The sequence below is a fragment of the Enterobacter sp. SECR19-1250 genome (genome assembly GCF_013391025.1).
Lineage (GTDB): Bacteria > Pseudomonadota > Gammaproteobacteria > Enterobacterales > Enterobacteriaceae > Enterobacter > Enterobacter cloacae.
Genome location: NZ_JACASJ010000115.1, coordinates 1 through 14556 on the forward strand (window position 1 = coordinate 1; position 14556 = coordinate 14556).

The 14556-nt window shown below is 56.5% G+C and carries 15 protein-coding genes and 2 pseudogenes; 4 read left to right on the forward strand and 13 right to left on the reverse strand.

What is annotated here, in order from left to right; all coding sequences use genetic code 11:
* The first annotated feature begins 82 nt into the window (after positions 1-82).
* Positions 83-955 carry a restriction endonuclease gene (locus tag HX884_RS22085; RefSeq protein ID WP_032635035.1) on the forward strand — a complete coding sequence of 291 codons (873 nt, stop codon included), beginning with the start codon at positions 83-85 and terminating at the stop codon, positions 953-955.
* Between the two features lie 127 nt (positions 956-1082).
* On the forward strand, positions 1083-1640 hold the full coding sequence (locus HX884_RS22090) for a hypothetical protein (protein ID WP_042934582.1): 558 nt from the start codon (positions 1083-1085) through the stop codon (positions 1638-1640).
* A gap of 443 nt (positions 1641-2083) precedes the next feature.
* On the opposite strand, the gene HX884_RS22095 is transcribed toward HX884_RS22090, so the two are convergent.
* From HX884_RS22095 to HX884_RS22115, 5 genes are all read right to left on the reverse strand, one after another.
* Positions 2084-2665, reverse strand: a complete 582-nt coding sequence (locus HX884_RS22095) for a DUF2913 family protein (protein ID WP_045265539.1) — start codon at positions 2663-2665, stop codon at positions 2084-2086.
* Positions 2666-2691: 26 nt separating this feature from the next.
* Complete coding sequence (locus HX884_RS22100) at positions 2692-3174, reverse strand: hypothetical protein (RefSeq protein WP_016479975.1); 483 nt, start codon at positions 3172-3174, stop codon at positions 2692-2694.
* Positions 3175-3296: 122 nt separating this feature from the next.
* Positions 3297-3590 (reverse strand): hypothetical protein, encoded by a 294-nt coding sequence (locus HX884_RS22105; protein WP_032072918.1) that lies wholly within the window; start codon positions 3588-3590, stop codon positions 3297-3299.
* Positions 3591-3678: 88 nt separating this feature from the next.
* The gene (locus HX884_RS22110; RefSeq protein WP_154590858.1) at positions 3679-4026 is read right to left on the reverse strand and encodes a hypothetical protein; all 348 of its coding nucleotides are present in this window, start codon (positions 4024-4026) and stop codon (positions 3679-3681) included.
* Positions 4023-4871: a hypothetical protein gene (locus HX884_RS22115; RefSeq protein WP_032072916.1), complete on the reverse strand. Its 849-nt coding sequence runs from the start codon at positions 4869-4871 to the stop codon at positions 4023-4025. The genes HX884_RS22110 and HX884_RS22115 overlap by 4 nt, the downstream gene beginning before the upstream one ends.
* Before the next feature lie 138 nt (positions 4872-5009).
* Here HX884_RS22115 and HX884_RS22120 point away from each other — a divergent pair, with 138 nt between their 5' ends.
* On the forward strand, positions 5010-5156 hold the full coding sequence (locus HX884_RS22120; RefSeq protein ID WP_032072915.1) for a hypothetical protein: 147 nt from the start codon (positions 5010-5012) through the stop codon (positions 5154-5156).
* 858 nt (positions 5157-6014) lie between these two features.
* Here the strand turns inward: HX884_RS22120 and repA are convergent.
* Positions 6015-6890, reverse strand: coding sequence for an incFII family plasmid replication initiator RepA (gene repA, locus HX884_RS22125; protein WP_024191793.1), 876 nt, complete (start codon positions 6888-6890; stop codon positions 6015-6017).
* Positions 6871-6948: a RepA leader peptide Tap gene (tap, locus tag HX884_RS27670; RefSeq protein ID WP_011201829.1), complete on the reverse strand. Its 78-nt coding sequence runs from the start codon at positions 6946-6948 to the stop codon at positions 6871-6873. The genes repA and tap overlap by 20 nt, the downstream gene beginning before the upstream one ends.
* Before the next feature lie 79 nt (positions 6949-7027).
* On the opposite strand from tap, the pseudogene HX884_RS27675 reads away from it, so the two are divergent.
* Positions 7028-7131 (forward strand): annotated as a pseudogene (locus HX884_RS27675) (replication protein RepA).
* Positions 7132-7166: 35 nt separating this feature from the next.
* Here the strand turns inward: HX884_RS27675 and HX884_RS22135 are convergent.
* The 6 genes and pseudogenes from HX884_RS22135 to HX884_RS22160 all read right to left on the reverse strand — a co-directional run.
* Entirely contained in the window at positions 7167-7445 is a 279-nt protein-coding gene (locus tag HX884_RS22135) for a replication regulatory protein RepA (protein ID WP_008324932.1), read from the reverse strand.
* A 151-nt stretch (positions 7446-7596) separates the two neighbouring features.
* Entirely contained in the window at positions 7597-8142 is a 546-nt protein-coding gene (locus tag HX884_RS22140; protein ID WP_008324931.1) for a phospholipase D family protein, read from the reverse strand.
* Positions 8143-8289: 147 nt separating this feature from the next.
* Positions 8290-9081, reverse strand: coding sequence for a DsbA family protein (locus HX884_RS22145; RefSeq protein ID WP_016247521.1), 792 nt, complete (start codon positions 9079-9081; stop codon positions 8290-8292).
* Positions 9074-9793: a fertility inhibition protein FinO gene (finO, locus tag HX884_RS22150; protein ID WP_178328800.1), complete on the reverse strand. Its 720-nt coding sequence runs from the start codon at positions 9791-9793 to the stop codon at positions 9074-9076. Before finO ends, HX884_RS22145 begins: the two co-directional genes overlap by 8 nt.
* 66 nt (positions 9794-9859) lie before the next feature.
* The gene (traX, locus tag HX884_RS22155; protein WP_008324912.1) at positions 9860-10597 is read right to left on the reverse strand and encodes a type-F conjugative transfer system pilin acetylase TraX; all 738 of its coding nucleotides are present in this window, start codon (positions 10595-10597) and stop codon (positions 9860-9862) included.
* Between the two features lies 1 nt (position 10598).
* Positions 10599-14474 (reverse strand): annotated as a pseudogene (locus tag HX884_RS22160) (conjugative transfer relaxase/helicase TraI domain-containing protein); the annotation flags it as partial.
* Positions 14475-14556 lie beyond the last annotated feature (82 nt).

Consider the following 14556-nt stretch of genomic DNA (forward strand, 5'->3'; position numbering starts at 1 on the left):
AGCGTGCGTATTGCCTGAAAATCCAGCCAGCTACAGGGTCGTTCGCACGAAATCTTATTTATTCAACAAAGCCTAATAAAGAATGAAATTTACAGAAAGTGATATCAAAAATATAAACCAGCTTTTTGAAGACCCACATAATGCAGGCTATGTTCTGAATTTCACAAACAAATCAATGCGCGAGTTTTTCGAATCTGAGCTGTCAATCGATATAGACAACGACATCTATCGGAAAGATGGCGACTCAAAAATGAAGCGGTTGCGTTGCCTTTTGAAGCAAGATGACAGGGAAACAGTTCTTAGAGTGGTCACTCGACTCTGGGAACACAGGAAAACAATGCCTGACAACGTGATCACTGCTCAGGATGATGCTGTCTACGGTAGATTGATATCCAAAATTCAGGGGGCAGACAGTCTTACAGCAGCCGGCAAGACACCCGCATTGATCGTCCCCACCGGCATCGATAATAATTATTTTCTTAAAGGCCTGGAAACCCTCCATAACCAACCGCCTCACCAACGGGGTCACAGCTTTGAATTATGGCTTAACGAACTATTTACCGCTTTCTATCTTTCCCCTAAAGGCGCATTCAGGTTGAAGGGCGAACAGATTGACGGCAGTTTTCTGTTAAATAATGAAACCTATCTTGTGGAAGCAAAGTGGCATAGCACTAAAACAGGAAACGCTGATCTCCATGCATTTCATGGCAAGCTGGATCAGAAAATTTCATGGGCTCGCGGCGTATTTATCAGTTGGGCTGGATTTACAAAAAGTGGTCTGGATGCATGGGGGAGGGGAAAGAAGGTCATCTGTGTCAGCGGTTATGATCTTGTTCTCATGTTAAAAAATAACATCAGTTTCAGAATGTTGATGGAAGAAAAAATCAGACGGGCAGCCGAAACTGGCAACTTATATATCAAGATAGACGAAATTTATCCAAACATAAGCAAATGATGCTTCCTGTCCTGTCTACAATCAGCGTAACTGGTGGGATTACAGCTCCACACCTTGCAGCATTAGCACTTCAGCTTGAGCGGATAAAAACTATGGTAGAATTCAAAAAAAATAGCTGGGGATGACAGTGGCTAAGTACCATATTGAATCTGTGCAGGAATGGGCGCCGTTTACTCACAACGGCCAGAGTTACTCTTTGTCACATTTGAATGCACATGAGATTACCTACAAAGGTAAGATGCAAGATTTTAAGTTTGTCGTAACTTATGGCATGCACTGCTTCACTAAAGACGGTACGCCTTACAACATCCCCTTTAAATATCAAGATGCGAGAGAGTCGATCTCCGTTTGTCTTGAACGGTATGAAGCATCAAAGCAACTGCAACACATTCTGCCCAACCTTCCATCGTTGATGCTCTATCAGACCACTGAAGAAAAGTATTTCACGCTTCAGATGATGAATAGTGCTACGAACCAGCTTGAGCCATACAAGATCTGCGTTGCATTCTTCAAAGAGAACCGTTTGATGCGTATACACGTTCTTTCGGCATTTTTTGCTCGTACTGGACCTGGTGCACCGGGCGAGCCTATCCCGCAAAAGCCAGTTAGCTTATTTAAGGTTGCTGTGGATACGGCAAAAAAGCCAAGAAACAGTGGACGACCGAAGGAAGTTAACAACAGGTGAGAAAGTGGCGGCCCCCTTTCGGGGGCCTCAGCCATTTAGTTTGATTAGATAATCAAGACTAAACAGGGCAGGTCGCATTTGCTTCGAACTGGTCGAACCGTTTCCGGCTGCGGGATGCGATTCATTGCTGAACCCCTGTAACCATCCGTTATTAGTATTCTATTATCTGACGTAGATAAGTCAAGTAATGTAGTTCTTACTGCCGCAAGGACTTTCTGAAGAAGATAGTACATCTTGTCGGAAGTTAGGAGTAATTACTTGAGTAAGAAGATGTAGTTCTATCAGGTACGCACAGTGCACACAAAGAAACAAGTTATGCGCTGTGAAGATGTTCAAGATAGACGAGCAAGATTAGCTTAAAAAAACAGCCTTAGCGTAAAATAATTATCGATATCCAAGCTGCCCCCTTAAGAGTTGCATTCACGCGACCCGTTCTTTGCTGGTCAACCAGCGCTGATGGTCACCAGTTTCCAGTGATCGTCATTACTGACGGCCTCCCAGCCACAGCTTTTCAGCAGCGCATTAAGCCCCTCGGCGCGCCCGCCAATTCTCGCAGGCACAGGTAGCACCTGCGTCCCGTCATCATTAAAACCGATATCCAGCGCGCTTTTCAGCAGACAGATACTGTTCACCGATGCCGATGGCAGAATCTTATTTCGACCGCTCCACTCACTGTCGCTGAGGACGTGATACCCCCAGTCGTACTGCTTCGCCAGCTCCAGTGCGTAGGTCAGGCGAAAAAGGTCGTTCTGCTCAGACAGTTCGCCGGTGCAGCTACGCCAGAGATAATCCAGCTTATGGCGCAGCCGCGCACGAACGCCGAGCGTACGGCCCTGGTTGAGGATCCAGTCAACATCGGTGGCCACGTCACGTGAAAAACGGCGCTGTTTTTTCACCTGCGCAAACCACCGGGTGATAAACAGGTTTTCCTGCGACTCAGACTCAACCAGGCCATCTTCCCTGGCTGTCAGCAGGGCGATAAGAGCACACCATGCCAGGTGACCCGTTTTTTCCATATTTCTCATATCATCACCAGCCCGGGGGCTGTCCTTCAGCAATGATGTTTATCATCCAGTTCCATCAGTCGGCTGTTCATCTTGTCGGGATGTTCCCGATATACCTCGCCCCTGATCGGTGCCAGCTGTAGCGTCAGATGCCGGGCAACGCTATCGTCCTCACTGTCCGGCGCACCAATCAGCCAGACCGGGTAGGGGGCATACCTGACGTCATTCCGGAGACGTTCACCCAGAGAGAGCATATCAGCCTCAGACGCGCACTCCGGGGCAAAAACCAGCCGGGCAGTAATTCGCCCGCAGCGGGAGCAGGGGAACATGGTGTTCTCAAGGAGCTTCGTGCCGGGAATGGGAGCCGGTGGTGAAGGAATGGTACCATCAGGTTGCCTGCCGGCGTGCTCAATCAACGCATCAGCCATCTGTTGAGCAACCAGCGCCACAATATCTTTGTTCAGTTCCACAGGGTCTTTAACGTACGGGCGCAGCTGCGTGTCGCCGGATGGGGTTTCGGTGACAACCACACCACCCACCTCATTGTTACAATAACAAATAACGTATGTGTTTCCCCGGCGGCGAACCTGAACGTTCGGGGGCAGTCGCAATTTTTGCTGTTCTGGCGATGGTGCCATCCGACTTCCCTGCATTAACGGGGTAAATCTGAACCATCGGTTGGACGACAGACGGCGTCAGACATGATCTGCTGCTGAATGGTGCCAACGTAACACTGATACAGTTTCCCCTGATAACGGGCATTAAAAAAATAACTGTTGGGTTCAGGAGTACGATCAGATTGTTCAAGCGTGACACGATCCTGGGTCACCCCCAGCGCAAAAGCAGCCTTTTCCCGCAGAGCCTTTTCATTCATCTGACCTGCAGCCTGAGAGATTCCGCTGATGGAAAGCGACAGAACGCCCAGAATAAGCAGTGATTTTTTCATGATTACCTTTCCTTTTGATTAATAAGGGCTGTCAGCCATCCCTTCACAGCAATACAGTAACGGGAAAACGTTCGCTCAGGCAATAATGCTAAGCCTGTCCCTGAAGAATGTCTGTAATTTGTGCCAGAACCTCACGTACTTCCGCTTTGTCACAGGCCATAAGTACATCCATTGAAAGCACCTCCAGTCGTGGCTCTCCCATTTGCTTTGCCAGCAGGCCAGCATTAAGTGCCAGCGTTCTCCGCCCCTCTTTTGATGGTTTACGCTGATCATCAATAAACAGGGACAGCACTTCTTCCCTGACCTCCTCATCCAGCCGGGAAAAGTTTCGGTCACGTAAAATATCCAGAGCAAATTTCGTTAAAGAATCCATATATTCTCCTGGTTGTTGAGGTACTGAACACCCGAAACTCAAAAAAAGCGGCTTGTCCTTCATCCTTTTTTCGGCCCAAAAGCCCCGGAATCCATTAATCCATTAAACATTGTGCGTAACTGCTTAACCGTTAGCTGGTTCAGAAGTAGCGACGACCTTGCCCCATGAGGAGACCCGAGAAGCAGGTAACGCATATTTTCCCATGACTCTGACAACTGGGCATATGACAGATCCGCCAGCGTCCTGGACAACATTAAAGGAACCGCCACCGCAGGAGGTATCGTGCCATCAGATTCAAGGGCATGATTATTCCAGCTCCACCAGATTAGCACTGGTTTTGCTGTATTCGCATACAGAGGGATCAAGCCCGATACATCAGAAAGAACATCGCTCCCATCGTAGTCAAAATCACTATTTTTAAACGCGGTAATGAGTTCGTCAGTGATATAAGAAGCCCGCAACTCGATGGAGTCCGATGCCATACGCAACCATCCGGAAAGGCTACTAAAACGCATGTCATCACTGCTCAGATATTGCATTAAATCCCAGTAGGAACGCTTTACAGCAGCGATTAGCTCATCAGTATCCCCATAGGGGCATGTAATAATACCGTTAGCCATATAACGCGTATGATCAAGGCGCGGAAATGATGGCGTCGTCTGCGTGTCCCTGTAACAGGGTATCGACTTATCACGGCCAAGCGCTATAACTGGATGCCATTCAGGATAAGAAGACACTACAGGCCCAAGTTTCGTGCAAATAACGCTTAAAGCATCCTCAGCTCGTTTCCTGTCAGTTTCAGAGATAGCGTCGATATTATCCTTTCGCCATGGTGCGATCTCTTTAATAAGAAAGTAATTGATTGCCTCAGCTTTGAGTTTTTCAGCTTCTTCATTTGCTCGAAACATAACCATACCCCAACATAACATTATTAACTTACGCATTATCTATAACACATACGCGTAAGTAAATGGCTTTATGTTTACAATAAAAAGGTACGGCTACTTTTGCACAATCACCTGCCTGCATGGAGGCAGGTGCGACTGATGAACAGGATACTGACGGTCTGTGGTATCGATACCCGGCATAGCCGTAAACACAACTTCTATATTCGTATTGTGAATGCCGAGCAGCGCGCAGGCATTCTAGGAATGCGCCAGGGGCGCATAGAGGCGCCCTCAGAAGTGGACTAGAGCATAGTGGTTAATGGCGCCGTAGCCCGGCGTAGCCGGTTACGGTGTTGATAGGTTCCACCAATCCATCCCTTCTCCCTGCCAGACCAAAACCCGCTAAAAGCGATACAGAAGCTTGTGTGCGCTGTCGGAGTGGTCACGACAAGGCGAAGCCGTAGTCGGGGCGTATCTCCGCGTTAGCGGGCCGTCAGGGCCGCTTACGGGCGTGTACTCAATAACGGTCAGCGATACTACTTACAGTTACTCAGAATCCTAGTTACAACATCCATCATTAAAAGCGACGTTGTTCCGGGCCTTCGGCCCGGGGCGGCCTCGCTTTTCAGTGGTGGGGAGGGGCTGTGAGGGTTCAGGCAGGCACTGTTCCTGCTTTTGAGTGAGTATTTTGAATGTTGTAACTATATGTGCCGTGCCGGGGCCCGTCGCGTAGCGATGGGAGCTACTTTAGGCAGTTGCCGAACCGGCGCGGACGTGAGTCCGCTGCAAGGGCGGGCATTTTCAGGAGCCTGTCCACAGGTCAGGCGACGAACAGGTTATATATTTATATGAATGAAATAAAAGATATTTAAAAGAAGTACAGAGCAGGTTTTTAAAGGAAACCACGCACTTTGAAATCAGGTCGGCTGGCGCTCTGTAAGCATAACGGTTGTAACCTTATGGAAAGGTCCCTTGCAGTTATTTGTGGGTAACTGAATCTGGCGACGAGATGTGGCCACTCTGATGCAATTTCTGGCCATTCTGATGGCGGAATGGGGTGAATGTCAGGAAGGACGGCCGTCATTTCGTGCAGAAAACCGTCAACGATGGACTGCAGACGTGCGAAACCCTCCGGCGCCAGCCGGATTTTTCACACAGGAAGGGTTATATGGGGACGGTGGCCAGCCGCGTGTAGTTGTTACCACGCGACATCAGCATGCGCTCTTTCACGCGCCGCTCCAGCTCACGCTGGAGAGCATCCCTGTCGCCGACGAAACGCCCTTTGGCGTAGTCACGCGTCAGCTGCTGTTTCACCAGCGTCACAATGTCCTTACGGGCTCTGTCCGCGTCACGTCGGGCGCGGGCGCGCTTCAGGCCATGCTGTTTACGTTCGGACTGGTAGCTGCGGAACCGTTCGCGCACAAACCGCCAGGCCTTCGCTATCAGCTCGTCCATCTCCAGCGGCTTCAGGTTCTGCTTCTTACGCTGCTGATTCTCCCATTCCACACGGCTGCGCCTCGCGGCCACAACGGCCACGTCAGAGACGTCGAGCGCGGAGAACAGTGCCGGCGTGAAGGTGATATCGGTCGGGATATTGCAGCCAATCTGCGGGTCATACTCGGTCTGATAGGTAATCAGCCCCAGCTCCGCCATAAACGTCAGCGCCCGCGTGGCGCGGGTGATGGACAGATTACCGCTTTTCGACTCGGTGGCGAGACCGCACTCGATGGCCAGATTGGTGATGGAGCGCTGAACGCGGTTGGCCAGCGGGTCATAGTGGAAACACAGCCCCTGGAGCAGGGCATCGATGGCCCGGCGGCGCAACAGTGGCGGCATCCGGTGACGTTTACCCAGCGAGCGTAAGAACGCCACATGGATGGAAAAGTCAAAACGGGACGTGAAGCCTTCGGCTTTCGCCATCAGCTTACGACAGAACGGCAGTGTCTTTTTGCCTTCACGCGGCGTGAATGCCGGGTTCGGGTTTTTGACCTGACGGTAATGGGAGAACAGGGTCTGGGCGTCAGTCACACCTTCCCGCACTTATGTTGCACGGAAGGAGTAAATGGCACAGAAACGGGTATTGCAGTTTTCTGAGCATAAAACTATACTCCCTGCATAGAGCAACAGCTTCTATACAGTTTAAGTAGGCCCCGTTAATCTTCTCTTAGTCGCCAAACCTGGTGAAGATTATCGGGGTTTTTGCTTTTCTGGTCCCGGGTAGACACCTCATCAGAACCAGTTCCCTGCCACCTTATGGCGTGGCCAACCAAGAATTCACTAAAACGATCAGTAATCTAGCATCCAATGAGAAAACGTTCAAGAATGTGAAGTCTTTACATCGAGAACGCCGCGTTCAGAAAGTTCACGTTCGAGTAAGGTCTCAATAAACTGAGCTTGAGTGAGCCCTTCCTCTTCACAGATCGTAATCATCCAATCTTTAAGAGGATTTTTAACAAAAACCTTCACTTCTTTATGTGTTTCACGTTTACGCGCAATCGCGGCAAGCTGTCTTTCACTCGCCGACATCGGCTTACCTTTTCGGTAAGAACGCTTTTCTTTCGATGAGGAAGTTACTGCATTTTCGATCTGCGACATCTCTGCCTCCTCAAGGATCAAACTTGGATCGTTTGCAGAGAATACTACAGATATCTGAAATCAGCGACTTAACTTTACGCGAAGGTGTGAGCCATGTTGGCGCATGGTTCACCAGGATAGATGTAGATTGCGGATCAAATGACGATGCGACTTAGTATGAAGAATGCCAGTCCGTTCCTCCGTCCCAGCGCGACTGCCAGTGCTGAAGGTAGGTTTGTGCCACTTCCGGCACCTCATTAATAACCAGCACATTCTCGCTATTCCGCGATGCAGCAGAGCGAGTGTAGTTAAAGCTACCAGCCTCAACTGTATGATTATCAACAATAATGACTTTGTCATGCATGATGGCGTAGCGACCGTTGGTGCGCAGCGGAATTCCCGCGTTCACCACGATGTTCATCGCCGCCTGGCTGGCTTTGCTCCGGTTGCCCTTTTCATCAAGCACTATCTTCACATCCACACCACGACGTTTTGCCCTGACAAGCGCACTAACCACCTCCGGAGACGTAAATGAGTAGCCCATCAGCCGAATTTCCTGCTGTGCTGACTCAATCGTCTTAAGGACCAGCTGCAACGCGCTGCCTTCAGGTGAAAAGCCGACCTGAACGGAGGATGCCGCTGCTGCGGGCTGAATACAGCTCAGCGAAAGACATACCAGACCGGACACGGCCAGCTGGCGAAAGGTGAACTTACGCATTAAATAACCTCAGAAATACTGTTCGGATGTGTTAACCAGAAACGCCGGAGACGGGGAAAACTTGCTTTTACCCTTCTCCGGGGTTGGACAACTGAGCACGGCGAAGGCGTCAGTCTCTTTTAGCGGTATCAGTTGGCGGACGCCTGATTATTTTTTGGTATCACCGGCAGCATGACTGATGGCCTGCTGCAGGGCCTCCGCGCTGGTGTATCCCGGAATAACCGTCACGTTATCAGCACTGGCGCCGGCTGACGGGAGAACCACCAGGGCCGGGGTACCGCTGAAGCCCAGCTGCTGCGCAAGTGTGTTTATGCCATCCAGGGTCCCCTGAACATCTGGGGCTGTTTTCGCATCGAACTTCACGGCTTTTGCGGCCGCGCTGATATCAGCATCGGTCAGCTTACCCTCGTTGTGGGCGGTAGCGTAAATCGCGTTGTGATAGTTAAGGTAAGCATCGGCCCCCTTCTGCTTCCAGATCTGAAGCCCGGTTTTCGCCGCACTGAGCGACGTCGGCCAGCGCTGGCCAAATATCGGGAATTCCTTGAACACAAAGCGCACGTCCGGGTTAGCTTTTATTACCTTCTCCAGTTCCGGCGCCAGGCGGGCACAGTAGATGCACTGGTAATCAAAGAATTCAACGACCGTCACTTTCGCATCAGCAGGACCATATGATGGTGTGCCTTTATCGTTCAGCAGCGCTGCCTGATTCTGAACCACGGCGGCCGTCATCGCCTGCTGCTGCTTCTCCTGCTGTTGGGCCTGCAGCTTCTGGCTGACCTCAACCAGCACTTCCGGATGAGCCAGCAGGTAGTCTTTCGCGATTTCACCAATGCGGGCTTCCTGTTCCGGGGTAAAGGCAACGGCAGGTTTCTCTGCTGCCCCCGCCACGCCGGAGACCAGAAGGCCTGCGGCAAGCATGACTGAAAGGGTTTTATTCATGTTCATCCTGTGTTTTTCTCTTCTCGGTTGTTATCAGTTCGTTCCGTGCACGGGTGGCGACGCTTCTGACCGCCCTGCGCTGTCGTTTAGCGTGCTCCTGAGCCCTGCGCTCCACGGCATACGCCGCCTCCTCCGCACTCACCGCTGCGACCGGTTCACCGGCAAGGTTTTTACGCCACGCGCCCACCGTCATGGCGCCCAGATACGCATCCGAGCGGGTGACGGCGGCAAGGCAGCGTTTCAGCGTCTTCACGGAAATCTCCAGCCCGCGCCGGCGAATGTCATTGACCATTGCCTCCCGGATGTTGACCGCCAGGAGCTGCGGCTGGCCGTCCGTCACCAGGGCTGGCCAGCAACGCTTCAGGAGCGCGAGCGCGTCCGCAAGCGGCATGACCTTCCGGTACACCGGTTCCGGGGCAGGTTTGCGCCTGGCCGCCCGCATGGCCTCCCTCTCCTGGGCCTGTCGCTCAGCCCACTGCCGGGCTTTCTCTGCTTTTCTGGCGGCCTTCTCGTCCGCCTGCGCCTTTTTCGCGCTCTCATCCACCGCCTGCTTCCTGACCTTCAAGGCAGGCGTCGTGTTCACCACCACGGTCTTTTTACGCGTGACCCGGCCCGGACCCGCACCGTCCGGTTCACTGTTGCTTACGGCACGCTGACCTTCTGGCTCCGCTTTGCGGCGCAGCGTCAGCGTGGGGCGCCCCTGCTCTGTCATCCTGCCTCCGGATAAATCTGTTTCACGTATACTCCCCTGACTGACCCTATTCTGACACGGCAGATATCACATCACCATCAGTCCGATGACGGCAAGGTGCACCGCGTAGAACAGCGGGAAAAATTCGCGCGGCCAGAACCTCGGCACGCGGCAACAGGTCCGGCTCAGCACCGTCAGGGTAACGCCGGGTATTACCAGACCCGCGATGGCAAAGGCGGGGCTGTCCGCGGCATTCAGCGCGAGTATCGCCAGTGCCAGACACAGCGCCAGCCCCGTGCGCGTGGTGCGCCGGCCCGTCATACATACGCCGCAGGCCAGCATCAGCATCACTACCCCCGCCAGCCCGTAGCTTCCCGCCGAAAACGGCAGCCAGGCCAGAACCAGCATCAGGGAGAGCGGCCACGTGCGCGGCCCGTGCCGCTGCATCATCGCCAGTGCCTGTCCGCTGACCGCAAAGGCAAACAGAATATTGCCCAGGTCCGGGCGCAGCCCGGCCAGTATCCAGCCGCCCTGCGCCACCCCGGCCCATATCCAGAGCCGGTTCAGGGCGCGCTGCTGAATCTGCGGATGGCGGGCGAGGTTCATGGCCCAGACCAGGCCAAAGAGCGGAAACGCTCCCCGACCGGCAAGACGCAGCCAGTCATTATCCAGTCCGCACAGCATGCTGATGTGGTCGGCCACCATCAGCAGCAGCGCCACGGTTTTGATAAGGTCGGTCTGGCCCGGCGTCCACACAAGCAGACGCTGCAGCCAGCAGTCGGCCACCACCACAAGGGGGAAGAGCGGATGGTTTTCAGCGCGCATATCAGTCGCCTCCCAGGGTCTTTTCACGCTCAAGGTCTCGCACCGTTTCGCGCTCCATCTGCTGCAGGCGGTCCCGCTGCACGCTCTCGCGCACCACCTGAGACACCGCCTCATCCCGGCGGCGTTCTTCCGGCGCATCCGGCAGCGTGAGGGGAGATGCCGGCGTTTCTTTTATCCGATCCATATCCCGCACCACATCCCGGACGGCGACGTCAGCCCCTCCGGCCGGCCTGTCGCCGCTGCGGGCCATCTCGCGGACCGCCTCTTCGGCACGCTTATCCAGCTCCCGCTGCACCTCAGCCTCCCGGGCCTGCTGTGCCAGCACCTCCGGCGGCACCGTTTCTGCGGGCTGCGTACCGGTGGCATCGGGCAGGCCGTCGGCCCAGACCCGACCGCCGGTAATGGCGCCGGGGTTCCACGGTCGCGCCTCGCCTTCGAGCCGCACCACCACGCCGCTCTGCGGATTCTCCCTCGCGAGCCGCACGCCCTCTTCCATATCCCGCGCCAGCAGCGACTCGCCGTTACGGCTGGCCTGCAGACCCGCAAACGCCGCGTCCCCGCTGCCCATCACCCGGCCTTCACCAGCGAGCCCCTTAAGCTGCCCGTCTCCGGACGTCAGGGCGCTCAGCCAGACGCCCGCCTTCCTGCCGTTGCGGTCGAAGGCCGGGAGCGCCACGTGCAGCTGCGGGTATTTACGCCCCGGCGAGATATATTTCGCCATCGAGCCCTCGGGCTGCAGCCCGGCCTGGCGCAGCGCGGCGCGACCGGCAGGCACCTCACCCAGCGCTTTTGCCGTCGCCGTCAGGCGGGCGGCATTCGCGACGGCGCGGTCGCCGCGCGGCTCCAGAATGTCATGCGCCGTACTTTTCGCCTGCGATTTTTCCATCGCGGCCACCCACTTATCCCGGTTGTCGGTATAGACCTGCGCGTGCTGCTTCATGCGGCTCAGCGCCACGTAGGCTGACTCGAAGCTCACCATCCGCTTACGTCCGCCGTCCGTACCCTGCAGGGAGATGGAGAAGGGCTCGCTCGCACCCTGTGAGCCTTCAACGGTGACGGCATAGGCCAGGTCGATGTGCTGCTCTGCCTGCTCGGCTGACGGCGTGAGCGTACGGGTCTGTTTCCCGTCCGACAGCGTGACGCTGTCACCTTTTATCTCACTGACCGACCAGACGCTGTTGGCCACGAAGCCCCGCTCGTTGTCGCTTTTCGAAAAGCGCATCCGGTCGCCTTCCGACACGGTAATGGTGTCCTGACGGTAGAGCGTGACGCCCTCTGTCGCCGCCTGCGCGGGCGACAGGCTGCGGGTGTTGCCCTGCGCATCCTTCAGCATCACCAGGTGCGCCTCCCCGTCCAGCGCCTCAATGCTGTAATAGGTGCTGTCCAGCAGAACCAGGCTGTCGCGGGATGCCTCCCACGTTGCCATGCGCCGCAGCTCCCCGTCGCGGATATTGGCAGGCGTGAGAACCGGCAGCGTGACCTCTTTTTCGCCCACCTCGCCGGCACCCTGACGGGCGTCATGAATCATGGCGTTCACCTGGCGGCGGTCGGCGTTCAGGGCGGTGATAACGATGGTCTGCGCCTGCGCCTCTGACGTGCGCCCCGTGTAGTCCTTCACGATGGCCTCCAGCAGCGTCGCGGGCTGCCCGCCGGGCATCAGGTCGCCGGCCGCCACGGCTTTCGCAATGGCCTCCTCCCGTTCGCGGCTGAACTCCATGACGGAGCTGTCCGGCTGCCAGGCATCCGCCCTGCGCGGCACCTGTGCCGGCGCCACGCTCTCAATGGTCGTCAGGGCGCTGCCGATATCGCGGCTAATCAGGCTGTAGACGGCAGGTTTTAGTTCCGGCGTCTGGCGGACGATCTCCTGCATCACCGCCACGTCAATGGCGCTGCGCTTCTGCAGCAGGCGGAAGGGCTGGCCCGGGGCAATGGACTGCAGCTGGTCGGTATCCCCGCTGGAGACCGCGCGCCCCCCGCCCCCGGCAATCAGGCTGTACGCCTTCGCCATGTCGGCGTTACCGACCATTGAGCTTTCATCCACGAGAAACAGCACGTTGCTGAAGTCCGTTCGTTCGCCGCCGCGCAGCTGCTGCTGCGTGTCGTGAATAAAGGCCGCCAGCGTCTGCGTTTCAGGCACGCCCGCATCGCGCATCTCGCTCACCGCCCGGTGGGTGGGGGCCACGCCGATAACGCGCGGCTGCTCCCGTTCCGGCAGCGTGCCGATGGCCGACATGACTGCCCGGAACTGGGTGGTTTTACCCACCCCGGCGTAGCCCTGCACCAGGGTAAAGCGGTCGGGGGATTCAAGTATCATGCGCGTGGCGCTCCGCTGCCCGTCGGTCAGGCCCGCCAGCTGCGCGTCCGGAACCTTATCCATCAGCGGGGTGACGGCCTCCTTTCCCTCAAGGACGTGGCGGATAATGCTTTTTTCAGCGTTGTACGACTGGCGTGAGACCAGCAGCTGCAGGCCGTTTCCCGGCGATACCGGCACCGACAGCAGGTCGCCGCTGCGCACCTGACGGTCCGCTTCCTTTTCGATGGCCTGCAGGCTGAGGCTGTCCTGCTCAAATTCTTTCGCGGCGGCCATCAGTTGCGGCTTCGTGAACGCCAGGCCGTTCCCCTCCAGCACCGGAATGGCCAGATGGATAGCCTGCTGCTCCGGCGTGTGCAGACCGGCCTTCTGGTGCGCCAGGGCATCATCGAGCCTGTCATGCCCCGCCGCATCCTTAATCTGTTCGGACACGACGCTCCAGGCAGACTGACGCGACAGCTTCTCCGTCGTTTTCTGCGCCGTCTGCGCGGAATAGAGCCGCACCGCCCGGCCGCTGAGCGCCAGTTTGTTCAGCGTGGTGTTATCCAGCTCGCGCTGCGACAGCGAGGCAAAAACCGTGGCGCTGTCGCTCACCGAGCGGCCCGGCGACTCCACCCAGCCTTGAACCACCTTCGCGGCGGTAAACGGGCTGTCGCCGGCGGGCAGGACCACGTCCGCCTTACGCCCCGGCAGGCTGACGACGAGCCCCGCCTCCCCGAGCGCCTTAACGGTCACCGTATCGCCTCCCCTGAGCCGCGTCCCCTGCGCCTGACCCAGCACTGCCAGACGGTCGCCTTCGGCCACCTGCAGCGTGCCGGTGCGGTACAGCGACCAGCTGCTGTTGAGTTCAGACAGGCGGGTCACCCGCGTCTCACCCTGGGCGTTGCGCAGCGTCAGGCTGTTGTTGCGGCCCGTCACGCGGTCAATGACAAAGCGTTCCCGGCTGCGCTCTTCGGCATTCGAGCGCTCCATGACCATCCCCTCCCGGTAGTGGTCGCGCACCTGCTGATGGCGGCTGTCGAGCCAGACCGGCTCCAGCGTGGTGATACTGACCTCCCGCTCGCCCAGCACCTTTTCCGCCTTAAGCGCCTCGCGGACTACGCCTGCGAGCACCGCCTGCTCGCGCGGACCGGTGACCTGCGCCACGCTGTGTTCACCTGCGCGGACGCTTCGGGCAAAGTCAGCGGCCAGGCGGTCATACCGCTGCCGCCGGTCAGGCTCGCTGATAACCGAGACCTGCGTCTTCTCACCGCCCTGCCACGCGAGCGTGCTCACTCCCGCTTCCTTCATGACGGTGAGGGCGCTGCCGGTCCCGGTGCGCTGACCGCTGTCGGCAATCAGCAGCTGGACGTTATGGCGCAGCGCACCGTCGAGCAGCGTGAGCGTTTCTTTCAGGGTCAGCTTCTCCCCCAGGTCCACAATCAGCGTGCTGCCGGGCGTAAAGGCCATGCCCTCCGTCAGCCCCCGCCTGTCGGTGATATGCTCGCCGCTGAGGCGCTCATCCTGCATAAGGGCGCTGCGCGAACGCCTGTCGGCGGCGATAATCTGCACGTCACGCCCCTGTTGGGGTCGGTTCCGGCTGAGGGCGAAATGACACCCTAAGCGTTAGCTCTGTGTCGTTGCACGATGTCAGCGACGGTATTCTTGC